Origin of the sequence: Serratia sp. T13T92, assembly GCF_047530105.1 — a bacterium.
Classification (GTDB): Bacteria; Pseudomonadota; Gammaproteobacteria; order Enterobacterales; family Enterobacteriaceae; genus Chania; species Chania fonticola.
In genome coordinates, this window is sequence record NZ_JBLJAK010000009.1 from 114,079 (window position 1) to 139,860 (window position 25,782).

Genomic DNA, 25,782 nt, shown 5'->3' on the forward strand with positions numbered 1-25,782 from the left:
GGCTGCCACGGGATGTTGCAGTAAAGGGATGCATAATAGTTCAAGGAGTTAGACGTGAAACTAGCACTGGATAGTGCATTACTCAAGATATCAGTAGCGGTGGGGATGAGCGTTATCCCGGCCGTGATGATCCCTGGGCAGTCGGCTCTTGCCGCCGGGTTAACCCAAATTGATGGCGTGTTGATCCCCCAGACTTTCAGCATGGCATTGCGTGAGGGGATGAGCATCCCATTATTGCTGCATTTTGAACAAAACAGCACCCTGAAAGACGATCAACGCATTGGGCGCGCATTGCTGGTGCTTGATGATAACCACCTGAAAATTAGCGAAATTACCCTGGAAGATAACGAAGGTGGCGCACAGCTGACCGCCGCGATCACCAAGCAGCTCAATACGCTCAATGACGCCAACTTTGATGATAAGCAACGCATTACGCTGTCGGATGATGCCTGGCTGGCGTTGGATTTCCGCCAGTTGAACCTGCAATTGGTAGTGAAGCAATCGGCCTTGGGTACGGTATTGCGTGAGCGTGCCAGCGATATTGGTGCGTCGAGTGTTGATGAGATAAGCAGCACGCTGGCCTACAACCTGGGCGTTTACGATAATCGCACCAAAGCCAGTGAAGGTTTTACCTCCAGCTATTTATCGCTGAATAATGTCACTTCTCTGCGTGAGCATCATGTGGAAGTGAACGGTTCTGTCTATGGGATTGGCAGCAGCAACCAGGATTCGACGCTGTATAAGCTGATGTATGAGCGTGACTTCGCTGGCCGACGCTTTGCCGCAGGCATGCTCGACAGCTGGAACCTGCAATCGCTGGGGCCAGTGACCACCATCAATTCGAGCAAAATCTACGGTATGTCCTATGGCAGCCGGGCCAATTCGACGGTGTTTGATAATAGCCAGTCGTTAACACCGATTGTCGCCTTCTTCCCCTCGGCGGGTGAGGTTCACCTGTCACGTGATGGCCGTCTGCTCAGCGTACAGAATTTCTCCATGGGTAACCACGAAGTGGATACCGGCACGCTGCCTTTTGGTATTTATGATGTGCAGGTTGAGGTGATCGTCAATGGTCAGGTGATCAACCGCCGTATGCAGCGGGTTAACAAACTCTATAGTCCGCTGCACGCCGCGGGTGCGCCGATGTTCTGGCAGTATTGGGGCGGCATGGTGCGTATGGATGAGTGGCGTGGCGACAACGATCGCTTCGCTGAGGCTAAAGATAGCTACCTGCTGGGGGCTTCAGCCTCTGGCAACCTGTCTCGCTTTAACTGGGCGCTGTCCGGCTATTCCCTGGACAGCACTTCGGTGGCGGAAGGCCGTTTAAGCATACCGATCATCGATGCGGTGCAGGTTAGCACGCAGAGCATGGTAGCCACAGACCGATCCTGGACGCTGATCAATACCGTGAGCGCCACGCTGCCCGGTGGTTTCAGTACGCTGTGGGCCAACGAAGAAAAAACGGTGATCGGCAACAAACTGCGCCAAAACGATGCCCATAACCGGGCGATCGGCGGCTCGCTGAACTTGGGGGCGATTGTGCCTCACCTCGGCACGCTCAGCGTCAGTTATAACGATGACAAGAAAAATAGCAGCCATTACTACAACGTAGATTACTACCAGAATCTGTTCACCGGCCGTTACGGCACGCTGGGCATACGCGCCGGGGTACAGCGATACAATAATGGCCATTCCGGCGGCAATACCGGTAAGTACATTGCGCTCGATTTCTCCTTGCCGCTTGGCAACTGGTTCAGTGCCGGGGTTTCTAACCAGAACGGCTACACCACGGCAAATATTGCGGCGCGTAAAGAGATCGCCGATGGGCCGATCCGTACCGTGGGGGCAAACCTGTCGCGCGCCATCTCTGGGGACACCAACGGGGATAACAGCTTTAACGGCGGTGCCTACGCCCGTTTTGACACCAAGTATTCTACCGGCACCGTCAACGTTAGCAGTTCCGCAGACGGCTACGTGAATACCAGCCTGACCGCTAACGGTAGCGTCGGTTGGCAGGGGCGTCATATCGCGGCAAGTGGACGCAATGAAGGTAACTCAGGGATCATTATCAATACCGGCCTGGAAAATGAAGGCATGCTGACCGCGCGCGTGGATGGCCGCGTCGTCAAGCTGACCGGCGACAAGAACTATCTGCCACTGTCCCCTTATGGTCAGTATGTCGTGGAGCTGATGAACAACAAAAACTCGGCGGAAAGCTTCGATATCGTCACCAATCGTAAGAACAGCCTGACGCTGTACCCGGGCAACGTGGCGGTCATCGAACCGCAAATCAAACAGATGGTCACGGTATTTGGCCGTATCAAGGCCGAGGATGGCACGCTGCTGGCCAACGCCAATATCAACAACCATATCGGGCGTACCCGTACGGATGAAAAAGGGGAGTTCGTGATGGATGTGGATAAGAAATTCCCGGTAATCGATTTTACCTACCGCCACAATCAAAGCTGTGAGGTGGCGCTGGATCTGAGCAAGGCACAGGGTGCGGTCTGGGTCGGCGACGTGGTTTGCCGCGGCTTGAAGTCCTACGCCAAAGTGGGCCAACCAGGAGATATGAGCAATGAAGGCTAATAACATACGTTTGGCGCTGTTGATTGGCGGCCTGCTGAGCATCGCCCCGGCGCAGGCGGTGAACCCGACCAATCTGGGAGATGCCGCAACGATGAAGTTTGTCTTTGTTGAGAACAATGCGGACGATAACTTCTTTGTGACCCCGGCAGGGGGACTTGATCCGCGTATGACCGGTGCCAATAAATGGACAGGCCTGAAATATGGGGGTTCCGGCACCATTTACCAGCAGAGCCTGGGCTACGTCGATAATGGCTATAACTATGGGCTGACGGCTAACAACCGCTTCGATATGTGGCTGGAAAATGCGCCTATTAAAAATCCGTTCCTTGGCCTGCGTTGTATTAACTGGTATGCCGGCTGCAATATGGACACCAGCCTGATCTTGCCTGAAGCTACTGATGAGAAAGGGTTTTACGGTGCAGTCGTCACCTCAGGTGGGGCCAAATGGATGCATGGCATGATGTCGCCGAGTTTTTATCAGTATCTGAAACAGATGGGAACGGGCACTTCGTTCAGCATGCAGATCAACGGTTGTCAGACCAACGTTGTCTACAATGCCAGCAACGGCGAACGCTGCCAGGATCAGGCCCGTGGCACCTGGTATCGACGTACCGTCACCCATGCCAAGGCGGCACACCTGCGTTTTATCAATACCAATGCGGTATCGGAAGTGTTCGTCAACAGTGATGGGATACCGATCATCGGTGAAGGTAATGCGGACTGCCGCAACCAAACCGTCGGTGCCCGCAGCGGTATCATGTGCAAGATGGTCAGCTACGACCTGCAAACGGATGGCAGCGTCAGCAATACCTCGATCCATATTTTTCCGTCGATCAACCATGCCGCACTGTCATCGGCGGTTAATGCGGCCGATCTGCAATTCAGTTTGAATGGCAACAGTTGGAAAAATACCTCGGGTACCGGCAGTTACTATACGTTTAACGAGTTGAAGAGCAGCAATGCCGTTTACGTGTTTTTTGCCAGTAACTTCTTCAAACAGATGGTCAAGCTGGGGATCACCGACGGCGGTACGCACGATCTGATTAACTTCCGTTTCCAGAACACCACCTCGCCGGAATCGGGCTGGTATGAGTTCTCGACCTCTAACCAACTGATCATCAAGCCTCGTGATTTCAGTATCAGCATTATTTCCGAGGATTTCGATAATAATCCGCACCGGGAAGGCTATGTTGGCCCCTCCGAGCCACCTTTGGAGTTTGGCTATATTGTGACCACCAGCGCCAAGACCAATGCCGATCAGGTCAGGGTGATGGCGACCGGCCCAACGCAGTCACTGGGAGGGATCAACTACTGTATTTTCTCCTCGCCGGACAATACCACGAAGGTTCCATTCCCGGCCCAGCTTAGTATTACCACCAGCACGGGGACGGAGCAGGTGTTTGATGCCGGTTGTGACAGCCAGTGGCATGACATGACCAACGCCTTGTGGAGCAGCACCCCATGGAACGATATTTCCGGTGACGTGGGGGTGATGAACAAGACCAAGGTCAAGTTCAGGATCCCGATGAACGCGCCGATCTCGCTGAAAACGGTGGAAGGTAACGCCTGGTATGGTGATGTGCATGCCGCCGGTGAAATCCACGTTGAGGCAACCTGGCGCAATATTAATTAAGGGGATGATATGAAAACTCTGCTGCTATGGCTAATCTTCCTGCCCTTTACCGCCGGGGCGATCAACGTGGGTACCATGACGTTTGCGATGGATCAGGATCAGTCCTTTGTCGCCAAGCGGGTGTTGAACAATAACGCCAGCGCCCGGTTTTATCAGGTTTCCATTCGTGCCATCGATCGGCCAGGGGAGCAAGAGGTGCGAACCCGCCCGGCAGAGGGTGAATTGCTGTTTGCTCCCAAGCAACTGACGCTGCGGGCAGGGCAGGGGGAATATTACAAGTTCTATTACCATGGGCCGAAGGATAATAAAGAGCGTTATTATCGCGTCTCATTTCGTGAGGTACCGACTAACCTGCTGACCACCGGGCAGAGCAATAAAGCTGGGGCCAACCTGGAGCCGATCGTGGTAATGGATACCATTCTGGTGGTCAGACCGCGTGTGACCCAGTTTGACTATCAGCTTGACAAGCAGCGCGGTACGCTCAAAAACACCGGTAATACCTTTTTTAAGTTTTTGCTGAAACCCGGTTGTGATAGCACTGATGAAGAAGGGATCACCGAGTATTTACGACCAGGGGATACGCTGTCGCATCCGGGTATCAAACTGCAAGGTCAGAAATTTATTATTTATAACGATAAGTTTATCAACGTGGATAAAAGTTGCATTTAAATAGCAAGATTTTATTGACCGTTCGGCAGGAAACGCTGGTTTCAGGTGGTTTTTATAAACTAAAAAATATAATATTTTTAATGGGGTGATTAATTATGCATGCCTTTTATAACGAGACTTTTATTATCTTTGATCCCCATCCTTTGGTGAATATCGGCCTGCAGGCATTGATTGACCCGAACAATAAAAAAATCAGCCGTCTAAGTAGACTGAAAGATATTGTCTCGTTACTTAATGATAAAGAACAGCAAACGGTTATTATGGAGCTCTACCATCATACCGAAGACATTTATCAGGTGGTGCGATTCGTGTTGACCTTCGGTACGCTTTGGCCAAAGGCGTCCTTGGTGGTTTTCACCGATATCATCAACCCGGATATTTTGTCGTTGCTTGCCGCACAAAAACACCTCTCATTAGTGGCCAAGCGCGATAGTGTGAATTATTTGCTGGCAGCTGTTTCGGCGGCCCATCCTACTGCGAGTTATCGTAGCCCAGCGATGCGGCAGCTGTTGTTGCAGGAACTGCGGCCATTATCAGGTTGTGAATGGCGCATCCTGGGGTTGATGGTTGCCGGAGCCAATGCACAGCATGCCGCTCAGGTTATCGGGCGCAGCTATAAGACCGTCTGTACCCATAAGCTGAATATTATGCGCAAGCTGGGGCTGAATCAGGTTGGCTTTATGCAGCTGCTGTTGGCGTTCAGAACCCGTTATTGGGATGAAACTGCTATTTCTGGAGTACATCCAGCTCCACCTCACTGAGAGAGAAGGGCTGTTTCTGAGGTTGTGCCAGCGGTGCTAGTTCAAACAATTCCTCTGTCAATCGGCCTGGCTTAAATCAGTGCAGATCGCCTTTATTCTAGGTTTATTATTAATTCCAGGCTTTTTATTAATGATATATATGTCACTTGTAAGCGAACTAGGTCGCTGTTTTACGTTACAATTGACTATAAAATGTTCTGTCTTGGTGTTATTAATAGCGTGGTAATATTATCATTCCCGGTGTTAATTTGAGAATTTACTGGTTACACTAAAGAATTTCTCATGAAAGATCCGAAAGTAAAATATTTTAGCTGAATTTTATTGTCTTAATAAATGCTATAAATTAAGGTCCTTCTGCCTTTAAGAACGGCGTATTCATGTTTTTAATTAATTATTCTAGAAGGATCTATATAGATGAATAAAAGCAAAATTGGGCTTTTGATGCTCGGTACTCTGGTGTTCTCAGCGAATGCTTTTGCTGGTATCAGCAGCCAAGAGCAAAATATGCGTAATGAAGTCACCAAGTGCGTCAGTGATATCCAGTCATATGGCAATGATCCTCGGGAAAAATCGCCTCTCTGGGTTATTTACGGCACACGCGGTGGTGCACATAAGTATTGCGGTTCCGTTGCCGCTAAAACCAGAACTGCAATCACGCCAGGGTACAACCAGCAAGAGGCTTGGGAAGCAGAGTGGCAGGATCTCTTTGCAGAATATAGCGCCATTCCTAAGGCAGATGCCAACCAACCCAATACCCTGAAATTGGTTAAAAAGCTTCGTGATCTTGCCGCAGCAAACAAATTGGATGGGCGCCATGCTCAGTCTAAACTCTATGTTTATCGTGCTATGATGCGTGAGCTTGATAAATTGGATGCGATCCTGCCTTCTGTAGAAGGTAAGTAATCTGTTCTAATTAAATAATTATGTACCGGCACGTTTAATTATGACTGCCGGTGCATTTTTATAAATCCCATTATTTCCATTCTCGCTATATGAATAAAAATCTATTCGTTTTCCCTACTCTATTAATGGCAGCCTGGTTTGCCAATGCAGGGGAGTATTTTTATATCTCCCAAGGGGAGCGGGATATAGGCCATATGGAATTGGACGTGGCGGACGACGGTTTTCCATGTTTTGATAGACAACAGCTTATTGAATGGGAAATCCTTTCACCAGAAAATATGAGTGAGGTACCAGAAACCGGCTGTATCAAAGTTAAAGATCTTTATCCATTAAATATTACCGTTACCTTAATTGATAAGGTGAATTTTCTCATTTTTACATTCTTGGAGTCGACAGAGGTCAAGGCCGATCCTCGCCTGGCTATCGAGTATAGAGATGAGGGTATTCCAGCTATCCTGATAAACTATGATGTTAACTATAAAAAATATCAGGGAGAACGTTATGTCAGAAGAAAAAGAAAAGATAACTTAGTCGTTGAGTTAGAGTCTGGCATCAACTATCAACACTGGCGGTTAAGATCACGGCAGTTTCATGATAATGAGGATATGCTACAGCAACGAATAAGGTTTTCCGATCTCTATGCTGAAAGAGATATCCCCGTGATAAACTCTCGCCTGCATTTTGGTGAGGGCTACAATAATACTTTCTATCTGGATCCCTTCCCCTATCGCGGGATAAAATTGTCCTCGGACGATAATATGTTTCCTTCGTCACAGGGGCCGGTGTTGCCTTGGGTATACGGAGTGGCCACCAGTGATGCTGAAGTTGAGATCCGGCAGAACGGCAAACCGGTTTACCGTACGATGGTTCAAGCCGGGGATTTCGTGCTGAGAAATATCAAACTGTTTGACAAGTCGGGTTCTATTACCATGACGGTGAGAGAAAGCGACGGTAGCATCATTTATTATGACGTACCCTGGAGTCGGTTGGACAACATCCTGGATAAGAACATGTGGAAATATGATATCTCATTCGGCAAGTTTATGAGTAGTGAGAGAATGGAAGAGTCTAACCCCATTTTCTTTCAGGGGGGCGCTGGATATGGCCTCACTGCACAAAGCTCTTTATTTGGTGGTGCGTTGATATCGCAAAATTACTATAGCCACTCACTAGGTATTGGTCAGCGACTCAATCAATTCGGTGATGTTACCTTTAATCATCAGTACAGCAGTATAACATCGGCAGAGCAGGGTCAGGTGAATGGTGAGAAGTTGCGTTTACACTATGTGGCTAATTTCAACAAGGCGAATGCCAGCATCAGGTTAAATGGCGAGTATTATCTACAGCCTCATTTTAATGATTTCAATAATTACGCCTATAATGCTAAAACAGATTATTATTGCTGTGATTATTATAAAAAAGAATATGGTTTTGATTTTTCGCTAAGCGCATTGATCGGTACCTCACAGAGCTTGTCGTTAAATATCAACCGGGAAAAATACAAAGAAGATCAAGGTAAGCGGACGTTCTACTCGCTGAAGTTTATGCAAAACACCGTCAACTTATCCTATGACCTTGACCTGTCCTACTATCAATACCCTGCGCAAAAAAGTGAAATGCTCTTTGGTATTACCTTCAGGGTACCCTTAAAGAGAATGGGGATTGATAACACCAGCCTGAATCTGGGATACAGCTATAACCCCTATGAGCACTATCAATCTGAGCTTGGCGTTAGCGGTAGACATCTAAATAATAACCTTAACTACCGGGTGACTGGCCGCAGGGGCAAACAGAGCAAGGCAAGTTATCAGGCGAATGCCAATTACCGTTATGCTGCGGGCGAATCGGCTATCAGATACCAGTCTGGAAAAAACTATGCGCTTTACTCGGCGAACAGCTCAGGTTCATTGGTTGCCCACCTGGCGGGGATTACCTTAGGGCCAGCGTTAGGTGACACTAACGCACTGGTTTATAGCAAAAAGCATCCCAATGCGACGATCCCCGAGCAGGTTGATGTGATTACCGACAGTCGCGGCTATGCCATTATCCCCAATCTTATTCCCTATCAGGTCAACGTGGTCAATGATGAGATAGGCCAAGAGAGGGAATTTGGTGAGCCAGCCAATGAAGTCGTTAAAGTGCCGACATTAGGAGCCTTATCCTATTATGAGTTGCTCAACTAAATAGCTGTGCCGAAGAGGGCAACAGGTGGAAATCATACGGGGTGCCGGCACGCCATAAGGCCTTCCCTGGAGGCTGATTGCCGGCACTTTAGCTAGATTACCGACAGGGAGAAACGAAAGCAGGCGCCAGCATGCTGCTGATCCACGAGCGTAATATCACTGTCGTGTAACTGCAGAATGCGTTTGACAATCATCAGCCCCAAACCCCCTGCATGACGGCGGGCATGGTTGAGAATTGACGGACGGATAAACAGATCTGGGCGCAGTTCCAAGGGAATGCCAGGCCCGCTGTCATTGACCTGAACCATCACCTTATTACCCTGCGGCCACAGGCGCACTTCAATCTCTCCACCGCTTGGCGTATGGCGTATCGCGTTATCCAGCAGGTTTGTCAGCACCCGTTCCATCATGCTCAGATCGGCAAACACCTGGGGGATGCCCGGCTGAATATCGGCAAGCAGGCGCTGCTGGCGAGCCTCGGCGGCCAATTCGAACTTCTGGAATACGTCCTGCACCAACTCACTGAGAGAGAACGGTTCTTTCTGAGGTTTCACCACGCCGTATTCCAGCCTGGCCAGCTCAAATAGCTCTTGCGCCAGCCGCCCAACTTTGCGGCTCTGCGCCAGGGCTATCTCCAGATAGCGTTGACGGTCGGTGGGGGTCAGGCTGGCGGATTTCACCGACAGCGTTTCCAGATAACCATGCAGCGAGGTCAATGGAGTACGCAGATCGTGAGAGATATTGGCGATAAACTCGCGCCGTTGTTGGTCCTGTTGTGACAGGGTTTGCCACTGTTCGGTAATGCGCTGTGCCATACGGCGGAATGCCTGCTGCAACTGGCTGACTTCATCACGGCTGTGACTCTCCGCAGGGGTGTTGGCATAGGTTTGCAGTGCTGCGATGCCGTCGCTATCCAGAGCACTAACCTGCTGGGTCAGACGGCGGATCGGCCGTGTTACCCAGTGGAAGGCAAAGCCCCCAGCCAGCAGCCCGAACAGCGCCACCAGCCCCATCGACCACAGCGCGGTATAAATGGCAGAATTGATCTGGGCGCTATTGGCCAGCGCATCATAATCTTCCCCCAGCAGCACCACGTACAAATAGCCTTCAATCTCGCCATTTACCCGCAGCGGCGCGGCGCTGAAGACTTTTTGGTTATTAAGATTGCGCGGATCGTCGCCATAAAGGGGCATTTCGGCCCCGTTCAACAATGTCTGTATCGGTAACAGATCGACCTTTTGGCGTTTCATGTGCCCGGCAGGTGCCGCGTTGCCGACGATATTGCCTTGTTTATCCAGCAGATAAACCTCAACGCTCGGATTAACCGCCATCAGTTTATCGAACAGGGTATGCACCGACCGATCGTTCCAGCCCTGTGAACTCAACAGTGGGTTGCTGGTGGCGATATGCTGCGCCAGATTGGTGGAAAGCCGTTGGATCACCGCCTGGCTATATTGCGTGCTGCTGCGCACCTGTAGCCATCCGGAGATCGAACAGCAGATGAGCAGCAGCAGGGCGAAAACCAGAGTCAGGCGTTGTGTCAGCGTGAGATTTTTCATCATTTACCCTTGCGGCGAAGCCGCGAATTTATAGCCCTTACCCCACACGGTGAGGATGTGCTCGGGTTCTGCCGGGTTGCGCTCAATCTTGATCCGTAGCCGGTTAATATGGGTATTCACCGTGTGTTCATACCCTTCATGTTCATAGCCCCAGACCTGATTGAGCAGGCTGAGGCGGGAAAACACTTTGCCGGGGTGGCGGGCGAAGAAATACAGCAGGTCGAACTCGCGTGGTGTCAGTTCTACCGTTTGCTGGTGTAGAAGAACTTCGCGGGCGATGGGATCGATCACCAGCCCGTCCATGCTTAACGTTCCCGCCTCCATCCTGAGATTACGGGTCATCGCCTCTTGGCGGCGGAACAGGGCTTTGACGCGGGCGACCAGCTCCAGCATGGAAAAGGGTTTGGCCAAATAGTCGTCTGCACCCAGTTCCAACCCCAGTACCCGGTGGACTTCACTAGAGCGGGCGCTGGTGATAATGATTGGCGTATAGCGCGTCATATTGCGGGCGCGACGGCAGATTTCCAGGCCATCGATGCCCGGCAGCATCAGATCGAGGATCAGCGCGTCCCAACCTCCTTGTTCCAGCATTGCCATGCCCAGATTGCCATCGGCCGCGTGGCTGATGTCATAGCCTTCATCGCGCAGATGCAGTTGCAACAGTTCGGCGATATGGCCGTCGTCTTCGACGATCAAGATTCGTTTTGCCTTTTCCATTTTCTCTACCGCAGTTAACTGGTCTACCTGAAGTCTACACAACCCCTACCTTGGAAGTGATCACATTTTATTTAACTTTGCGTGAGGTCTTGGGGAACAAATCCGTTGAATACTGCCGACATCGAACCGATACGGGGCAGGAGATAAGCGATGATCACGGCGAAACAGACCCTTATCCACCCGCTGTGGCTAAGGCTGACACACTGGTTGAACGCACTTGCCATGCTGATTATGGTTACCAGCGGTTGGCGCATTTATAACGCTTCCCCGTTGTTTAACTTTAGTTTTATCAACGAGCTGACGCTAGGCGGTTGGCTGGGGGGCGCGCTGCAATGGCATTTTGCCGGCATGTGGCTGTTTGGCATCAATGGCCTGTGCTATCTGCTGATCAACCTGTTCAGTGGCCGCTTTAAACGCCAATTCTGGCCGCTCAGCCCCAGGCAGTTTGTGGCCGATCTTTGGGCCGCCCTGTGCGGCAAGTTGTCACACGCCGATCTGCGCCACTACAACATGGTCCAGCGTGTGGCCTATCTGGTGGCTATCGTGGTTAGCGTCCTGATGGTGCTCTCTGGGCTGGTGTTGTGGAAGTCGGTGCAGTTTCCCCTGTTACGTACCCTGCTTGGGGGCTATGACGCGGCCCGCTATGTGCACTTTTTTGCCATGACGGCGCTGGTTGGCTTCGTGGTGATCCATCTGGTGATGGTAGCCCTGGTGCCACGTACGTTGCTGGCCATGTTGCGTGGACGTTAAGGAGACACCGATGAAAATGGAAAAACCCCCTCTCAGCCTCAGTGAAGGCCAGGATATCGTTAAAGAGGCACAACGCCTGTTAGCGCGCCAGTTGGCATCGTCGTCACGCCGCCGTTTTCTGCGCAATGGCTTGACCCTGGGGGGCGTAGCGATGCTGACCGGCTGCGATCTCAGCGATAACGCTCAGGTAGATCAGGCCTTGAGCCGCATCTCACGCTTTAACGACCGGGTTCAGGGCTGGCTGTTCAATGCCAACCATCTGGCACCAGAGTATGCCGAATCGATGATCACTCGGCCATTCCCGTTTAATGCTTTCTATAGCGAGGATCAGGCGCCGGATATCAATGGCGACGATTATCGGCTGGAAGTGGCGGGGTTGGTGCTGCACAAGCAGCCCTGGACGTTGGCACAACTGCATCAAATGACGCAAATCAGCCAGATCACCAGGCATATCTGTGTGGAAGGCTGGAGCGCCATAGGCAAATGGGGTGGGGTGCCGTTTGCCACCTTCCTGAAAGCGATTGGCGCAGATCTTAACGCCCGCTACATCGGCTTTAAGTGTGCCGACGACTACTACACCAGCATCGATATGGCCACGGCGTTGCATCCGCAAACGCTGATGGCGCTGACCTACGACGGGCAGATTTTGCCGCGTAAATACGGCTATCCGATGAAACTGCGGATGCCCACCAAGCTGGGTTACAAGAATCCCAAACATATTCAAGTGATCGAAGTCACCAACCACTTTCCCGGCGGTTACTGGGAAGACCAAGGCTACAACTGGTTTGGCGGTAGTTGATTGCCGCCGATGCAGTTTCATGGCACGACGCGTGCCGGTTAACCAAGAAAAGGAAATACCATGAAAAAGTTATTTGCCATGATGATGTGTAGCGCACTGATGCTGGGTATCACCGGAGCCAATGCGGCCGACAGCATGGGCAAGGACGCAATGAAAAAGGACGGTATGAGCCAGATGTCCCACGATGGGATGGCTAAACAGGGCATGAAAAAAGAGTGTATGGATAAAGACTGCGTGAAGAAGGACTCCATGGCCAAAGATGGCATGAAGAAGGATCATATGGCCAAAGACGGGATGAAAAAGGACTCCATGGCTAAAGAGGGTATGAAGAAAGACGCTATGAGCCAGTAAAGGTGCCGGTGACCGCCAGTTATCATGTCTCTGGTACGGCAAGGGGCGCGCTCAATTGCTGAGTCCGCCCCTGTTGCTCAATTGCCAGCGACGAAAATGGTGCTCATATTTCGTAGACGCAACTTCTTTAATGCACTGTATTTCTGTGAAAAAATGGTTTTCGGATGGGTTCCGCGCTTGGCCGCAATGTTCAGCAGACTATCGCCGCGCAACAGGTTGAAGATCACATCGCTTTCTGCCGGGCTGAGCTCGCGAGTTTTCTGCACCTTCAATTGCCCCGACTCTTCGCTCGCCAGCAGGTTTTCCACTTTTTCTTCTAGTAAATAAAGCGGCATGCGCGCCGATACCAGTTCCACCGAGATCCCCAGGATCGTCAACAGTTTGGCAACCCGCTCATCATCATAAAACACCAGAATACGCGTTGAGCTCATGTGTTGCTGATGCACAGACACCAGGCTTTCGATCACGTTGACGCTTTGTTCCAGATTTTGCGAGGTGAAAATCAACGCAATATCATGCTTGATAATTTTCTCCGCCTTCGCACCACCGTGCATAAAGTCCGAAAACAGCTTGATATCGTACTTGCCATAATGCTTTTTCAACAGCATTGAAAGCCCGACATAGCTGTACTTACACTCACTAATCACCAGGACATTGTTTTTAGACATATTGGGGATACCCATAATGAGTTAAAAGTATTCAGCAGCAAGCAGCTGATTTAAATCGTTGATGCTGGATTCCTGCCACAACTTCCCCTGCAGTGCATAGTAAGGCATTTCGTCCAGCCATTTTTTTTGTTCGTGCGTTTCAACTCCTTCGATAATCACCCGGTAATGATTCAGGTGAAAAAAACGCAACAATGCGCGCATCAACCCCTCACCGCCGGGCTTTTTCATAAAGTCCCACAGCAGTTGTCGATCGAGTTTTACGAAGCGGAATCGGCTGTTATACAAGGCGGAAAACCCGGCATAGCCAGAACCAAAATCATCGAGCCAAAATGAATAATTATTCAGAGAGGGGTCGTTATGGACGCGGTTTTTTACCAGCCTGCTGGCGTTTTCGTTGATTTCGAAATGCAGGCAATTCATCGCGCGGATTTTATCGGCCAACGCACCGTTTGCCAGCGCCTGCAGCGAATGGTCGTCGACATTGATGGTGGCAATGATTTGGTGTTGTTGAAACCAGTCACGGTATTTTTCTATCAATTCAATTTGTTGATGCAGGATCTCGACGCGGGTTTCCCTGTCGGCCTGTTGGAAAAATTGTTCTGGAGAGAAATGCGCAAATTCGCTATCGAAAGAGAAGCGCGATAAACATTCAACGGCCAGCAGTTGCCCAGATTTGGCAAACATAGGCTGGAAAACATAATTAATGCCGTTATTTTTATCGTTAAAAGCGCTGCGCATTTCTCAATCCTTTGATTGAAATTTATCTGTATGATTTTAAACAATAAACAAAGGAATAAATGGCTGTTTATTGGTAATAATCTTATTAAAGAAAGAATCATCTTACCTGGTGGTAAATTCCTCTAAAAGATTGAAATTTCAGAGGGAACACGCTTGCGCTCAAGATGGCTGAAAGCGCATTAACAGAGTTATATTCTGGTTTTTAGGCGTTTTATCGAATTTTTTGACCGCTAAACTTGACGAATTAAGATTATTACGAACTGGGTAAATCGTCAACATCGATCGATAGGTATTTGTTGATAGTTTTTTCCTATCATGAGGGGCGTTATGAATGTTTTAAACGATTTATCAATGAGAATGTTCTTGGACTATATTTCGCCGGGCAATGGATTCATCGGGCTTCATTCCTGACAGGGAGTAGCATCGTTGAATGTACTTAACGGATGTATTAATTCACCGAGAGTCGAAAATATGAAAATCTCTAAGCTGTCCGCTGTATTAGCACTGACTGTATGCGCCACCGCCATTCCTTCTCTTTCAGCACAGGCTGCCGATGGTACTATTACTTTTAACGGTAAAGTGACCGACCAGACCTGTACTATCAGCACCCCAGGTGGTAAAGATTTTACCGTTACTCTGCCAACCGTATCTTCTTCCACCCTGAATGCAGTTAGCGCTACTGCGGGCCGTACTCCATTCGCAATTAACCTGACCAAATGCTCTAAAGGCCAGGTAGCAACCTATTTCGAACCAGGTTCAACCGTTGATTTCAAAACGGGTCGTTTGAATAACCAAACCAAAACCAATGCCGCGACCAACGTGCAAATCCAGCTGCTGGGTAGCAACAACCAGTTCCTGCCAATTCTGGCTGCTACCAACAACGGCGCACAGGCCAACTCCCAGTGGGTTACCGTTGCCAATGAAGGTGATTCAGCTGACCTGAACTACTATGCGGAATATTTCGCAACTGCAGCGGCGGGCGCTGGTGATGTGACCTCAAACGTACAATACACCATCATCTACCAATAAGTTATTACCCGTCCCTTTTCTAGTTAAATGTTGTTTCCTCCCTGTGACCTTTCGGGGCGATTTTTTTCGCCCTGATAGCCTCTAATTTCAGGGAGTGAAAATCATCGGGTATTTATTCTGGCGGGTGGAAACTTTTCCCCCGCTGTATTTCTATAGTAGTGATATTAAAATGAAAAAATCGTTTAAGAAATACAGCGTATTGCTGATGGCCGTGCTTTTCAGCAGCAGCGCTTTTGCCAGCGTTATTGTGAACGGCACACGCGTTATTTATCCGGCCAAACAGCGGGAAGTGACCGTCCAACTATCCAACAATGGGACCGCCCCGGCGCTGGTCCAGGCCTGGATCGATGAGGGCAACGCCGAAACGACGCCAGAAAACAGCAAGGCTCCTTTTATTATTTCGCCTCCGATCAGCCGTATTGAGCCCAACGGCGGCCAGGCGCTGCGCGTTTCGCTGACCACTACGGCGTTGACGCAAGACAAAGAATCTCTGTTCTGGTTGAACGTGCTGGAAATTCCCCCTGCACCAACCGGAGCAGCTGCCGACACCACGCCAGAAAACTTCCTGCAGGTGGCCTTCAGAACCCGTGTGAAGTTGTTCTATCGCCCGCAAGGCCTGAGCGGCGTAGCCAATGACGCGCCAGAAAAACTGCAGTGGAGCTTTGTGGCGGGCGGTGTGAAAGTGAAAAATCCCACGCCGTTTTATGTCTCCTTCACCGAAATCAATGCCGTTGCCAATCGCAAGAAAGTCACGTTGGCACCGCATGGCGACATGCTGGCCCCTGGCCAGGAAAAAACGCTGGCCTTTACCGGTGACAGTTCGCGGATCGCTGATATTGAGTACACCACCATCAATGACTTTGGTGGCCGGGTTCAACGCAGCAAAAATCAGCAAAAGTAACTCCTGGAAAGCCCCATGCCGCGAGGTGAAGTCAGCCGGCGGGGACGCTTAATTTGGTAAAGGAATGCATGGATATGAACGAGTTACCTATCTCTGCCGCCGTAAAGTCGGCACTTTTCAATTACAGATCCATCCTGCTGTTGACCGGTAGTGCCCTTTGCCTGACCACCCCGGCATTTTCGCTGGCAGCGGCTCAAAACGATGCCAACCAGGCCGCTGCACCGGTCGAAGCCACTTTCAACAGCAATTTCCTGGTTGGCCAGGCGCAGGGCGTGGATCTTTCGCGCTTTCGTGATGGCAACCCGGTATTGGCGGGGAAATATTCTCTGGATGTTTACGTCAACGGGGAATGGAAGGGCAAAAAGAACATCGAATTCAAGAGCGTGCCGGGTAAAGACAGTGCCGATACCTGCTTTAGCCTGCTGTCTCTGGAAGAGTTTGGCGTCGATACTGCGGCAATGGGTAGCGATCCGGCGGTGACGACCAGCAGCTGCAAGCCGCTGGGGGAATGGGTGCCGGAAGCGTCTTACCGCCTCAATACCAGCACCTTGCGTATGGATGTCAGCGTTCCCCAGGTCGCGCTGCGCCGTACCGCACGTGGTTATGTCGATCCGAAATTCTGGGATCGCGGCATCACCGCTGGTTTTCTGTCCTATAACTTCAACGCCTTTAATTCGCACAGCTCCAATTCCGGTGGCAACTCGGACTCGACCAACGCTTATCTGACGATGAACGCCGGGGTGAACATTGCCGGTTGGCAGCTGCGCCATGACTCTAACGTGAACTGGCGTAGTCAGGAAAGCACCCATTGGCAGAACACGGCCACCTATGCACAGCGTGCCATTCCGGCTGTGCGCGGCATGTTGACCCTGGGGGATGCCTTTACCAGCGGGGATTTCTTTGATTCGATCGGTTTTCGCGGTGCGCAACTGAGCACCGACGATCGCATGCTGCCGGACTCCCTTAACGGCTATGCACCCGTGGTGCGCGGTGTGGCACAAAGCAACGCCTTGGTGGAAGTTCGCCAGAACAACCAGTTGATCTATCAAACCACCGTAGCGCCGGGCGAGTTCGTGATTAACGATCTGTTCCCTACCGGCTACGGCGGCGATCTGGACGTCACGGTCAATGAGGCCGACGGTTCCGTGCGCCAGTTCAGCGTTCCCTATGCTTCGGTGGCACAGATGTTGCGCCCGGGGATCCAGCGCTATGCGTTAACTGCGGGCCAAGTTCGCGATGATAATTTACATACCAAGCCCGAGATGTTCCAGGCGACTTATCAGCGCGGGTTTACCAATATTCTGACCGGTTACACCGGTGCGACCGTGAGTGACGGTTACAGCGCGGTGCTGTTGGGGAGTGCGGTGGCAACACCGTTGGGGGCTTTTGCTGTCGACGTGACTCAGGCCAACACCCGCCTGAAACAGGGTGATATGTCCGGCCAGAGCTACAAGATCAGCTATAGCAAACTGATGTCGGAAACCAATACCAACTTCACCATTGCGGCCTATCGCTACTCGACTTCCGGCTATCTGTCACTGCGTGATGCGGTGTATGCCCGTGATAACGAGAGCCGGGGCTTAAGTGCCGATGCGGTTAACCGCCAGCGCAGTGAATATCAGCTCACGCTGAACCAGGGGCTGGGGGCCAATCTGGGATCGCTGTATATCACCGGTTCGGTGCGCGATTACTGGAACCGTGGCGGTACCTCCAAACAGTATCAGGTGGGTTACAACAACTTCATCGGCCGAGTTACTTACGGTTTGTCCGCCATGCGTACCACCGATACTTATAACCACGATGAAACCCGTTACTTCCTGAACTTCTCGATCCCGTTCAACATTGGCTCGCAAAACATCAGCCTGAACAGCGCACTGGCCTACAACGACCAAGGCTACGACAGCAGCCGCATCGGGATTAACGGCTCCACCGGGGAGGATAACAACATCAGCTACAGCGCCACTTTGGCTAACGACCAAAGCGGTGGGACCAACACCAGTGTGAATGGGGAATATCGCAGTCGCTTCGCCACCATGAACGGTTCTTACAGCTATGGCCGCGATTTCCGCCAGTCGTCCATTGGGGCTTCCGGCAGCATTGTGGCCCATAGCGGCGGCGTGACCATGACGCCTCAGCGTGGCCAGACCATGGTATTGGTTGAAGCGCCGGATGCCGCAGGGGCGATCGTCACCAACTCTCCTGGGGTGCGAATCGATGATAACGGCTATGCAGTGGTGCCTTATGTTGCCCCATACCGCATGACCAACGTCACGCTGGATCCTAATGGCATGTCACGCGATGTTGAGCTGGAAAGCAGCAGCCAGCAGGTAGCGCCTTATGCCGGTGCGATTGCCAAGCTGGAGTTCAAGACCATCAAAGGTCAGGCGCTGATTATTCATGCGCTGGGCCCGAACAACACGGCATTACCTTTTGGTGCCGAAGTATTGGATACCCGTAACCAGGTGATCGGCATCGTCGGCCAGGGCAGCCGTATCTATCTGCGTACCGAAGCGTTACAGGGGCTGCTATTGGTGAAATGGGGGACTCAGCCGACACAACAGTGTGCCGTGAACTACCAGGCCAAAGCGCAAAACAGCACTGATTACGAAATTATCGAGGCGAGCTGCAAATGATCAACCTTATCCATAAATTCACCGCCATGCGCCAGCGCCCTAAACAAGCCATGTTGTTTTTGTTACTGATGATGGCCGGGCAACAGGCATATGCTCAATGTCGGGTTAACACGACCAGGCCGCAGGACATCATTATGAACGTCGGCAGAGTATTGATTACGCCGAATACCAAGGTGGGCGATATCCTGGCCACCGGCAAGTTCGATATCCGCCGGGATGACAATATTTCTTGCAGCGGTAATAGCACGTTGTACGGCCGCATTTTACAAGGTGGGCCGAGTTCGATCAGTGACAAAATCTGGACCACCAACGTACCGGGGGTAGGGCTGCGGCTTTATCGCCAGATCGGCTCGCAGGAAGGTGCCTATTATCCGCACGAGATCTACCGCAACGGCGGGGTGTATCTGGCTGAGGGGTATTTTGTGGTTGAGGTGATCAAAATTGCCCAGAACACCGGTACCGGCTCGTTAGCCCCCGGGCAGTATTCTTCTTACTATGCGGATGGGACGGGTCCTTCAAGACCGATCCTGATCTCCCACGTGTTGGCGAATAGTATCACTATCGTCACCTCATCCTGTTCGGTGGACGCCGGTTCCAAAAATAAGGTGATCAACCTGAGTACGGTAGCTACTGCGGCGTTCAAAGGCGTAGGCAGTACTGCCGCAGAGCAGGACTTTTCGATTAACATCAACTGCGTAGGTGGTTCGGGGACGGAACTGTTGCCTGGTGGTACAGGGGAGGGGCTGGTGAACGTACGTTTTGACTATACCCGCGATACCTCGAATGCACCGGGTGTGCTCCAGCCGGTACAGGATAGCAATGCCGCCAGCGGCGTTGGTGTCCAACTGCTGACCGGCAATAACTCAACGCCAATCACTAGCGGCACGGCGGTGTATGCCGGGCATACCATTGCCAACCAGACCAATACCATCACCTTGCCGCTCAAGGCGCGTTACTATCAGACCGCAGCGAAAATGAAGGGCGGCACCATCAAGTCGATTGCCACCTTTACCCTCGAATATAACTGATAAAACGTCCGCCAGTTCAATACGGGCGCTGTATACAGCGTCCATTTACCAAACAAAAAGGCCAATGGGTTTATATCCCGTTGGCCTGAGACTGCTACCCTCACCGGGCTTACAATGTAGGGGCGCTGCATGCTGCGTCCGTCTGGATAATCAATGGGTTAGCAAATACTGGTATAGATAGATCCCGACCCATTCAGCAATATTGCCACTTTGTCATCAATCTGAGGCCAATGGGTTTATATCCCGTTGGCCTGTTTGCTTTTAACGCTGGCCGACCCAGTTGGTGCAGCCTTCGTCTACGCATTGGCGTTTGTACAGTGAATGCAGGCTCGGTGTGCTGTGCCGATAGCTGTGCTCTGAGGAGAGCGCCACTTCATCTTGCTGCGGCGTGCGGCGATAGACCGCCGGCGTTTCACCAAACTGCTTTTTAAAGGCCCGGGAAAATGAAGGCTGGGAATCAAAATGGAACTGCAGGGCGATATCCAGAATGGGACGCGGCGTGGCGCGTAGTGCCTGTGCGGCCTTGGACAAACGGCGCTCGCGGATATAGCTGCCGAGTGCATGGCCAGTGGTACTGCGGAACATACGTTGCAGATGCCATTTGGAGTAGCCAGATTTTGCTGCCACATTATCCAGCAGCAGCGGTTGATCCAGGTGGTTTTCGATCCAGTTCAGCAAGTCGTGAATGATATTGGCGCGATCCATTGGTTTAATTCTCCTGCAGCGACGACATTCGGGTCACAGTCAAATGGGACTTAATAATCCAAGTTTATTCTTTGATAATAGGCGCGCCTTGGCGGTTACGCAAGGGTAAACTTGGATAATTGACGTGGCGAAAAATGCTCCGCAAGGGGTAGGGGTATAGTGAATTGGGCGGGGGGGATAGGGAGATAGGTAGGGGCACAGCATGCTGTGCCCATGTGGATCACTTGATGTTCATGGCGTCGCGCATAGTGAAGAACAAGTCGGTCTGATCGGTCAGCCCCACAATGTTGGCGGCATGCGGGCCATAAGCGGCAACGCGCAACTGGGTACCGGTATGGCCCTGGGAGCCTTCTTCCGAGTTGCCATAGCTGATGGTCATCACCGTGCCGTCTTTGGTGGTTAATGATTGGGTCAGCCCCGGTGCTTTGGCCTTGGCGGCAATAATCTGGCTGGAGTGGGCGTGGTCGGCAGTGACGATCACCAGGGTATTACCATCGGCGCGGGCGAACTCCAACGCTTTTTGTACTGCCTCATCCAGATCGACCGTTTCGCCAAATTGGCCGCATGGGTTGGCATCATGATCCTGTTTGTCGATGGACGCCCCTTCCACCTGCAGGAAGAAACCGTTCGGGTTGTTCTTCAGCAGCTCGATGGCTTTCTCGGTCATCGCCGCCAGCGTTGGCACATTGGTGCCGCGCTCTGGGTTATTCTCACAGGTCACCGCAGGCTGATCGAGATTACCGTGGTAGGACGCTTTCGGTCCCTTCCAGCGTACTGGCATATTGCCTGGCGCAAACAGGCCCAGCAGCGGCTTTTGCTGATTGGCGAGGTTAATCGTGTTCAGACTTTCGGCATCCTCCACCCATTGGTAGCCTAACGCGGCGGCCTGGGCTTTCAGCGTTTTTCCCTGCCATTCACCGCTTTTCGCCAATTGAGCGAAGGATTTTGCCCCGCCGCCCAGCGTGACGTCGGCGCGGGTTTTAATCAACTGCTCGGTGATCGATCCGTGCCCGCCGTTTTCTAACGCGTTGCTGGCACATTGCTCACTGGTCTCCTCTGGGCCGTAGCACTTGCGCGAGGTTACATGCGAAACCAGTGCCGCCGGTGTGGCATCCTGTAGTTCCGCCGTTGAGACGTTACCGGTGGCTTTACCTGCGGCCTTGGCCAGTTCCAGAATCGTTGGTTGATCTTTGCCGTTCACATCCACGCCCAACGCGCCGTTATAGGTCTTGACGCCGGTAGCCCAAGCGGTAGCCGAGGCGGCAGAGTCGGTGACATAGTCCGGTTTATGGCTTTTCTTATCCAGCGAGTAGTGGGTGTATTGGCCGGTCAGCGGCAGGGCATCGATCCCTTTGAAGTAACCGCCTGCGCCTTCGGCATAGTTACGTGCGCCAGTGATTTCCGAATCGCCCATGCCGTCGCCGATCAGCAGGATCACGTTTTTAGCGGTTTTATTCGACAGCGACGCTTGCAGTGCAGCGGTTTGATCGCCTGCCAAACGGCGTGCACCGCCGGGTTCGGTAATATCGCCACGAGCCGCGCGGTTGGTGGGTTGATTATTATCAGCGAGGGCGGCGGAACATAACAGAGCGGATAATACGGCACCGGCGATCAGGGAAACGGACTGCTGCATGGGTAGGGCTCCTTGTCGTAATACAAAAATAGGGTTGGCATTATTTTGTTACACGGGAGAGTAGAGCAGGAAAGTGACATTTTTATGACGCGTCAGGTGGGAAAAGGGATAGCCTTTCCTGGCTATCCCAATAGCTTATCAGGCTTGGCGGGCAGGAATATTGATACCGCGCTGTACGGCTGGCCTTGCCAGTCCACGTTCCAGCCATTGGCCCACGAGCGGGAAGTTGTCGAACTCCACCACGTCGCGCGCTTCATAGAAACCAATCAGGTTGCGTACCCAGCCAAGCAGGGAGATATCGGCAATGGTGTATTCCGCACCCATGATCCAATCACGTCCTTGCAGCCGTTCTTCCAGCACACCCAGCAGCCGTTTGGACTCCTTTTGGTAGCGTTCAAATGGCCGTTTGTCTTCATATTCACGTCCGGCGAATTTGTGGAAGAAGCCTAGCTGACCGAACATTGGCCCAACGGACGCCATCTGGAAAAACACCCACTGGATGGTTTCATACCGCAGGGAGGGATCCTTGGGTAGAAACTTACCGCATTTCTCTGCCAGATACAGCAGGATAGCCCCGGATTCGAACAGCGCTAACGGCTTACCGTCTGGGCCCGCAGGATCGAGGATCGCCGGGATTTTACCGTTAGGGTTGAGCGAAAGGAACTCCGGCGTCCAGGTTTCATTTTTGCCGATGTCGATCAGATGCGCCTCATAAGGCAGGCCGATCTCTTCGAGCATGATGGAGACTTTCACCCCATTAGGGGTCGGCAGCGAGTAGAGTTGTAAACGTTCAGGATGCTTGGCGGGCCAACGTTTGGCGATCGGGAATTGGTTAATATCGGACATGATAACTCCTCGGATATGACGGGATCGTCAACAGGTAAACCCATTGAGTATGGCAGCTAAGCTAGCGCGCCAGGCATTCAGAGCGCCAGGCCAAAATGTGCGCTCAGCGCTTTTCTACCAGCGGCGGTCAGTTGCAGCTCACGGCTATCTAGCTGGCGCTGAACCCATCCACGTTTTTCAAATGCGGCCAACATGGCAGCGCCCAGAGCACCACCGAGATGAGCCTTGCGTTCGCTCCAGTCCAGACAATCGCAGGCAAAACGCCGCCGGGTCGGGGCCGGGGAGCAGTCGATACCCAACTGTGTCAAGGCAGCCTGCCCGGACTCACTGAGCTGATAGTCGTTATCTCCGATTAGCCAGGCCCGCGCCAGCAACTGATGATGTATTTGAACCGCGATCTCACCGGCCATGTGGTCATAGCAAGTGCGTGCATAACGTAATGAGGCCGGAGTGCTGCTTTTCACCGTCGGGCGTTCTACGCCGGCCAACGCCATCAGGCTTTCCAGCATGTCGGCCACCGGTTTGCCCGCCAGGTGGTAAAAGCGATTGCGGCCCTGTTTGACGCAGCCGATCAGGTTCTGTTCCTGCAAGCGTGCCAGATGGCTGCTGGCGGTGGATGCCGCGACGTCCACCGCCGCACTCAGCTCCGTTGCGGTATAGGCGCGCCCATCCATCAGCAGGCACAGCATGCGCGCTCGGGTGCGATCGGCGATAGCGGCCGTCAATGCGGCCAGGCGGTCTTCAAGCGTATTGTCATTCATACTTCGAGAGTAACCGAAGTATTGCTGCTCGTCTAACCCGACAATGGCTGCTCTCTATTCTTATCGGAAGGAAATTGTCATGGCGGCCTGCCCCTTTTCTGTTGCATCGCGGCAAGCGGTGCGTGAAGCCTTAACCCATCCTCACCTCGGTGTTCGCCCCACGGAAGAGCCGGTACCCGCTGCTTTGATTGGGACGCCCGCTCACTCGATTTTCGCCTCTCTGGTACGTATGAATGATGGTGCCGGGCAGCGTGAATTAAAGGGGGCGATCGAGGCGGCTCTGGCCGCGATCACCGACGATGAGATCCGCCAGACTACGGTTTGCGTGGCTCAACGGTTAGCGGCCAGTTTGACAACGGCAGAGCAACTCACACGGTTTAACTACGCTTTGCCGATTTGCGTGCTGGCTGACTTATTGGGCGTGGCACATCAGGATCGATCTACCTTGGTGGATGAGGTGTTGGACTTTGTGCGCTGTATTGCTCCTGGCGGCAGCGTAGAGCAGATGGCTGCGGGGGCGGCGGCTGCCGGGAAGTTGCAGATCCTGATGCAACGGGCAGATGGACCGTTGTTTGAACAACTGTGCCAACACATTGGCGATCGTTCGCTGGCGATAGCCAATGCCATCGGGCTTTGGTTCCAGGCCTGTGAGGGCACCGCCGGATTAATCGGCCAGACACTGCTGCTGGCGAATCAGCGCCATCAACCGGCAGAAGCGTTGATCTTGGCGGTGTTGCAGCAAATTCCGCCGATCCATACTACCCGCAGGTTTGCGCGACAGGCTACGTTGCTTGATGGCCAACCGCTGGCGGTGGGGCAGAGCGTATTGGTGCAGTTGAAAACGCCGCAAGAGAGTTTTGCCTTTGGTCATGGTGCTCATCGCTGCCCAGGAGAACGGTGGGCACGGTTGATCGCCTTGGCGGGGATCGATCATTTATCCAAACTCAACTTTAAGCCCGAACTGTTAAGCCATTTTCGCTGGCGTGTTTCGCAAAATGCGTGTGTACCTGAATTTTATACTGCCGAGGAGAACAATCATGATCGCGGTGATTTTTGAACTACGTGCTGCCGCTGGGCAGCGGGAAACCTATCTTGAGTTGGCGGCGGAGCTGAAACCGTTGCTGGCGGAAATTGACGGCTTTATCTCTATAGAACGTTTTCAGAGCCTGAACGAGCCGGACAAGTTGCTATCGCTGTCGTTCTGGCGTGATGAGGCGGCGGTACAGCAGTGGCGCAACCTGGAGCAACACCGTCAAGCCCAGGCGCGTGGCAGGCATGAGGTGTTGGAATATTACCGGCTGCGGGTGGCCGAGGTGGTGCGGGATTATGGCTTGGAACCGCGTGAAGAGGCTCCGGCGGATAGCCGCCATTTTCATGGTTGAGTGATCCAGCGCCGGGGTTCCGGTGCTGGATTATATTAACTTAATAATTTAATAACATAATTATTAGAATGGCTTGGTTGGCAGGTATTTGCCATCCAGCGTGATCACTGCACGTTCACCGCCATCGGGGTCCTGGACCTTTTTGATATCCAGCTTGAAGTTGATCGCGCTGATCACCCCGTCACCAAATTGTTCATGCACCAGCGCCCGCAGGGTAGAGCCGTAGATCTGCACCATCTCGTAGAAACGATAGATGGTCGGGTCGGTCGGCACACCGCCGGGAATACTGCCGCGCACCGGGATGGTTTGCAGCAGGCGCACCGCGTTTTCATCCAAATCCAGCTTTGCTGCTACTACACGGGCGGCCTGTTCCGGCAACGGATGCTGGCCAAGCAGTGCGGCGGTCACAAACGCCAAGCTCAAGCCGGTGTCTTGATTAATGGCTTCGAAGGTCAGGCCTTTACGGACTTTAGCCTCCATGATGATGTCGGTCAGGCTTTGACGTGCTGAAACGCTATGTAGGGATTGTGTCATGTTGACTCCT

The 25,782-nt window shown here is 52.2% G+C and carries 24 protein-coding genes; 15 read left to right on the forward strand and 9 right to left on the reverse strand.

What is annotated here, in order from left to right; all coding sequences use genetic code 11:
• Positions 1-105 precede the first annotated feature (105 nt).
• The 6 genes from ACMV5I_RS11885 to ACMV5I_RS11910 all read left to right on the forward strand — a co-directional run bounded on the left by ACMV5I_RS11885 (position 106) and on the right by ACMV5I_RS11910 (position 8,738).
• Entirely contained in the window at positions 106-2,589 is a 2,484-nt protein-coding gene (locus ACMV5I_RS11885) for a fimbrial biogenesis outer membrane usher protein (RefSeq protein WP_202913985.1), read from the forward strand.
• Positions 2,579-4,222: a fimbrial adhesin EcpD gene (gene ecpD, locus ACMV5I_RS11890; RefSeq protein ID WP_414824427.1), complete on the forward strand. Its 1,644-nt coding sequence runs from the start codon at positions 2,579-2,581 to the stop codon at positions 4,220-4,222. Before ACMV5I_RS11885 ends, ecpD begins: the two co-directional genes overlap by 11 nt.
• Positions 4,223-4,231: 9 nt before the next feature.
• Positions 4,232-4,891: a fimbria/pilus periplasmic chaperone gene (locus ACMV5I_RS11895; RefSeq protein WP_071682515.1), complete on the forward strand. Its 660-nt coding sequence runs from the start codon at positions 4,232-4,234 to the stop codon at positions 4,889-4,891.
• A 497-nt stretch (positions 4,892-5,388) separates the two neighbouring features.
• A complete protein-coding gene (locus ACMV5I_RS11900; protein ID WP_414824445.1) occupies positions 5,389-5,652 on the forward strand; it encodes a LuxR C-terminal-related transcriptional regulator in 264 nt (87 codons plus the stop codon).
• Positions 5,653-6,066: 414 nt separating this feature from the next.
• Entirely contained in the window at positions 6,067-6,555 is a 489-nt protein-coding gene (locus tag ACMV5I_RS11905; protein WP_121606338.1) for a hypothetical protein, read from the forward strand.
• A 50-nt stretch (positions 6,556-6,605) separates the two neighbouring features.
• Positions 6,606-8,738: a fimbria/pilus outer membrane usher protein gene (locus ACMV5I_RS11910; RefSeq protein ID WP_414824428.1), complete on the forward strand. Its 2,133-nt coding sequence runs from the start codon at positions 6,606-6,608 to the stop codon at positions 8,736-8,738.
• Between the two features lie 92 nt (positions 8,739-8,830).
• Here the strand turns inward: ACMV5I_RS11910 and ACMV5I_RS11915 are convergent, their stop codons facing one another.
• Together ACMV5I_RS11915 and ACMV5I_RS11920 are read right to left on the reverse strand one after the other, a co-directional pair.
• A complete protein-coding gene (locus ACMV5I_RS11915) occupies positions 8,831-10,297 on the reverse strand; it encodes a HAMP domain-containing sensor histidine kinase (RefSeq protein WP_024484538.1) in 1,467 nt (488 codons plus the stop codon).
• A gap of 3 nt (positions 10,298-10,300) precedes the next feature.
• Complete coding sequence (locus ACMV5I_RS11920) at positions 10,301-11,014, reverse strand: response regulator transcription factor (RefSeq protein ID WP_414824429.1); 714 nt, start codon at positions 11,012-11,014, stop codon at positions 10,301-10,303.
• Between the two features lie 150 nt (positions 11,015-11,164).
• Between ACMV5I_RS11920 and ACMV5I_RS11925 the strand changes: the two genes are divergently transcribed.
• From ACMV5I_RS11925 to ACMV5I_RS11935, 3 genes are read left to right on the forward strand one after another with little or no spacing between them, the layout of a single operon-like run.
• Positions 11,165-11,764, forward strand: a complete 600-nt coding sequence (locus ACMV5I_RS11925; protein ID WP_024484536.1) for a cytochrome b/b6 domain-containing protein — start codon at positions 11,165-11,167, stop codon at positions 11,762-11,764.
• 10 nt (positions 11,765-11,774) lie between these two features.
• A complete protein-coding gene (locus ACMV5I_RS11930; protein WP_024484535.1) occupies positions 11,775-12,563 on the forward strand; it encodes a molybdopterin-dependent oxidoreductase in 789 nt (262 codons plus the stop codon).
• 60 nt (positions 12,564-12,623) lie between these two features.
• Entirely contained in the window at positions 12,624-12,914 is a 291-nt protein-coding gene (locus ACMV5I_RS11935) for a pentapeptide MXKDX repeat protein (RefSeq protein WP_174334642.1), read from the forward strand.
• Between the two features lie 77 nt (positions 12,915-12,991).
• On the opposite strand, the gene ACMV5I_RS11940 is transcribed toward ACMV5I_RS11935, so the two are convergent.
• The gene (locus ACMV5I_RS11940; protein ID WP_024484533.1) at positions 12,992-13,582 is read right to left on the reverse strand and encodes a helix-turn-helix transcriptional regulator; all 591 of its coding nucleotides are present in this window, start codon (positions 13,580-13,582) and stop codon (positions 12,992-12,994) included.
• A 21-nt stretch (positions 13,583-13,603) separates the two neighbouring features.
• Positions 13,604-14,320, reverse strand: a complete 717-nt coding sequence (locus tag ACMV5I_RS11945; RefSeq protein ID WP_024484532.1) for an EAL domain-containing protein — start codon at positions 14,318-14,320, stop codon at positions 13,604-13,606.
• A 471-nt stretch (positions 14,321-14,791) separates the two neighbouring features.
• Here ACMV5I_RS11945 and ACMV5I_RS11950 point away from each other — a divergent pair, with 471 nt between their 5' ends.
• The 4 genes from ACMV5I_RS11950 to ACMV5I_RS11965 all read left to right on the forward strand — a co-directional run bounded on the left by ACMV5I_RS11950 (position 14,792) and on the right by ACMV5I_RS11965 (position 19,911).
• Entirely contained in the window at positions 14,792-15,349 is a 558-nt protein-coding gene (locus ACMV5I_RS11950) for a fimbrial protein (RefSeq protein ID WP_037412058.1), read from the forward strand.
• A 169-nt stretch (positions 15,350-15,518) separates the two neighbouring features.
• On the forward strand, positions 15,519-16,250 hold the full coding sequence (locus tag ACMV5I_RS11955; protein ID WP_024484530.1) for a molecular chaperone: 732 nt from the start codon (positions 15,519-15,521) through the stop codon (positions 16,248-16,250).
• Positions 16,251-16,324: 74 nt separating this feature from the next.
• Positions 16,325-18,883: a fimbria/pilus outer membrane usher protein gene (locus ACMV5I_RS11960; protein WP_414824430.1), complete on the forward strand. Its 2,559-nt coding sequence runs from the start codon at positions 16,325-16,327 to the stop codon at positions 18,881-18,883.
• Positions 18,880-19,911, forward strand: a complete 1,032-nt coding sequence (locus tag ACMV5I_RS11965) for a fimbrial protein (RefSeq protein ID WP_414824431.1) — start codon at positions 18,880-18,882, stop codon at positions 19,909-19,911. The genes ACMV5I_RS11960 and ACMV5I_RS11965 overlap by 4 nt, the downstream gene beginning before the upstream one ends.
• A 261-nt stretch (positions 19,912-20,172) precedes the next feature.
• Here ACMV5I_RS11965 and ACMV5I_RS11970 read toward each other — a convergent pair whose 3' ends face one another.
• The 4 genes from ACMV5I_RS11970 to ACMV5I_RS11985 all read right to left on the reverse strand — a co-directional run bounded on the left by ACMV5I_RS11970 (position 20,173) and on the right by ACMV5I_RS11985 (position 23,856).
• Positions 20,173-20,616 carry a helix-turn-helix domain-containing protein gene (locus tag ACMV5I_RS11970; RefSeq protein ID WP_021180553.1) on the reverse strand — a complete coding sequence of 148 codons (444 nt, stop codon included), beginning with the start codon at positions 20,614-20,616 and terminating at the stop codon, positions 20,173-20,175.
• 220 nt (positions 20,617-20,836) lie between these two features.
• Positions 20,837-22,249, reverse strand: a complete 1,413-nt coding sequence (gene phoA / locus ACMV5I_RS11975) for an alkaline phosphatase (protein WP_414824432.1) — start codon at positions 22,247-22,249, stop codon at positions 20,837-20,839.
• A gap of 138 nt (positions 22,250-22,387) precedes the next feature.
• Positions 22,388-23,095 (reverse strand): glutathione S-transferase N-terminal domain-containing protein, encoded by a 708-nt coding sequence (locus ACMV5I_RS11980; RefSeq protein WP_202712368.1) that lies wholly within the window; start codon positions 23,093-23,095, stop codon positions 22,388-22,390.
• A 77-nt stretch (positions 23,096-23,172) separates the two neighbouring features.
• The gene (locus ACMV5I_RS11985; protein ID WP_414824433.1) at positions 23,173-23,856 is read right to left on the reverse strand and encodes an ArsR/SmtB family transcription factor; all 684 of its coding nucleotides are present in this window, start codon (positions 23,854-23,856) and stop codon (positions 23,173-23,175) included.
• A gap of 79 nt (positions 23,857-23,935) precedes the next feature.
• Here ACMV5I_RS11985 and ACMV5I_RS11990 point away from each other — a divergent pair, with 79 nt between their 5' ends.
• Complete coding sequence (locus ACMV5I_RS11990) at positions 23,936-24,913, forward strand: cytochrome P450 (protein WP_414824434.1); 978 nt, start codon at positions 23,936-23,938, stop codon at positions 24,911-24,913.
• The gene (locus ACMV5I_RS11995; protein ID WP_414824435.1) at positions 24,894-25,238 is read left to right on the forward strand and encodes an antibiotic biosynthesis monooxygenase family protein; all 345 of its coding nucleotides are present in this window, start codon (positions 24,894-24,896) and stop codon (positions 25,236-25,238) included. Before ACMV5I_RS11990 ends, ACMV5I_RS11995 begins: the two co-directional genes overlap by 20 nt.
• Positions 25,239-25,301: 63 nt before the next feature.
• Here the strand turns inward: ACMV5I_RS11995 and cynS are convergent, their stop codons facing one another.
• The gene (gene cynS, locus ACMV5I_RS12000; RefSeq protein ID WP_414824436.1) at positions 25,302-25,772 is read right to left on the reverse strand and encodes a cyanase; all 471 of its coding nucleotides are present in this window, start codon (positions 25,770-25,772) and stop codon (positions 25,302-25,304) included.
• Between the last annotated feature and the right edge of the window lie 10 nt (positions 25,773-25,782).

Excerpts from the sequence above, each read along its gene's own strand:
- ACMV5I_RS11885 (WP_202913985.1), top strand. The coding sequence starts at position 106 with ATGAGCGTTATCCCGGCCGTGATGATCCCTGGGCAGTCGGCTCTTGCC.
- ecpD (WP_414824427.1), top strand. The coding sequence starts at position 2,579 with ATGAAGGCTAATAACATACGTTTGGCGCTGTTGATTGGCGGCCTGCTG.
- ACMV5I_RS11895 (WP_071682515.1), top strand. The coding sequence starts at position 4,232 with ATGAAAACTCTGCTGCTATGGCTAATCTTCCTGCCCTTTACCGCCGGG.
- ACMV5I_RS11900 (WP_414824445.1), top strand. The coding sequence starts at position 5,389 with ATGCGGCAGCTGTTGTTGCAGGAACTGCGGCCATTATCAGGTTGTGAA.
- ACMV5I_RS11905 (WP_121606338.1), top strand. The coding sequence starts at position 6,067 with ATGAATAAAAGCAAAATTGGGCTTTTGATGCTCGGTACTCTGGTGTTC.
- ACMV5I_RS11915 (WP_024484538.1), bottom strand. The coding sequence starts at position 10,297 with ATGAAAAATCTCACGCTGACACAACGCCTGACTCTGGTTTTCGCCCTG.
- ACMV5I_RS11920 (WP_414824429.1), bottom strand. The coding sequence starts at position 11,014 with ATGGAAAAGGCAAAACGAATCTTGATCGTCGAAGACGACGGCCATATC.
- ACMV5I_RS11925 (WP_024484536.1), top strand. The coding sequence starts at position 11,165 with ATGATCACGGCGAAACAGACCCTTATCCACCCGCTGTGGCTAAGGCTG.
- ACMV5I_RS11930 (WP_024484535.1), top strand. The coding sequence starts at position 11,775 with ATGAAAATGGAAAAACCCCCTCTCAGCCTCAGTGAAGGCCAGGATATC.
- ACMV5I_RS11935 (WP_174334642.1), top strand. The coding sequence starts at position 12,624 with ATGAAAAAGTTATTTGCCATGATGATGTGTAGCGCACTGATGCTGGGT.
- ACMV5I_RS11940 (WP_024484533.1), bottom strand. The coding sequence starts at position 13,582 with ATGTCTAAAAACAATGTCCTGGTGATTAGTGAGTGTAAGTACAGCTAT.
- ACMV5I_RS11945 (WP_024484532.1), bottom strand. The coding sequence starts at position 14,320 with ATGCGCAGCGCTTTTAACGATAAAAATAACGGCATTAATTATGTTTTC.
- ACMV5I_RS11950 (WP_037412058.1), top strand. The coding sequence starts at position 14,792 with ATGAAAATCTCTAAGCTGTCCGCTGTATTAGCACTGACTGTATGCGCC.
- ACMV5I_RS11955 (WP_024484530.1), top strand. The coding sequence starts at position 15,519 with ATGAAAAAATCGTTTAAGAAATACAGCGTATTGCTGATGGCCGTGCTT.
- ACMV5I_RS11960 (WP_414824430.1), top strand. The coding sequence starts at position 16,325 with ATGAACGAGTTACCTATCTCTGCCGCCGTAAAGTCGGCACTTTTCAAT.
- ACMV5I_RS11965 (WP_414824431.1), top strand. The coding sequence starts at position 18,880 with ATGATCAACCTTATCCATAAATTCACCGCCATGCGCCAGCGCCCTAAA.
- ACMV5I_RS11970 (WP_021180553.1), bottom strand. The coding sequence starts at position 20,616 with ATGGATCGCGCCAATATCATTCACGACTTGCTGAACTGGATCGAAAAC.
- phoA (WP_414824432.1), bottom strand. The coding sequence starts at position 22,249 with ATGCAGCAGTCCGTTTCCCTGATCGCCGGTGCCGTATTATCCGCTCTG.
- ACMV5I_RS11980 (WP_202712368.1), bottom strand. The coding sequence starts at position 23,095 with ATGTCCGATATTAACCAATTCCCGATCGCCAAACGTTGGCCCGCCAAG.
- ACMV5I_RS11985 (WP_414824433.1), bottom strand. The coding sequence starts at position 23,856 with ATGAATGACAATACGCTTGAAGACCGCCTGGCCGCATTGACGGCCGCT.
- ACMV5I_RS11990 (WP_414824434.1), top strand. The coding sequence starts at position 23,936 with ATGGCGGCCTGCCCCTTTTCTGTTGCATCGCGGCAAGCGGTGCGTGAA.
- ACMV5I_RS11995 (WP_414824435.1), top strand. The coding sequence starts at position 24,894 with ATGATCGCGGTGATTTTTGAACTACGTGCTGCCGCTGGGCAGCGGGAA.
- cynS (WP_414824436.1), bottom strand. The coding sequence starts at position 25,772 with ATGACACAATCCCTACATAGCGTTTCAGCACGTCAAAGCCTGACCGAC.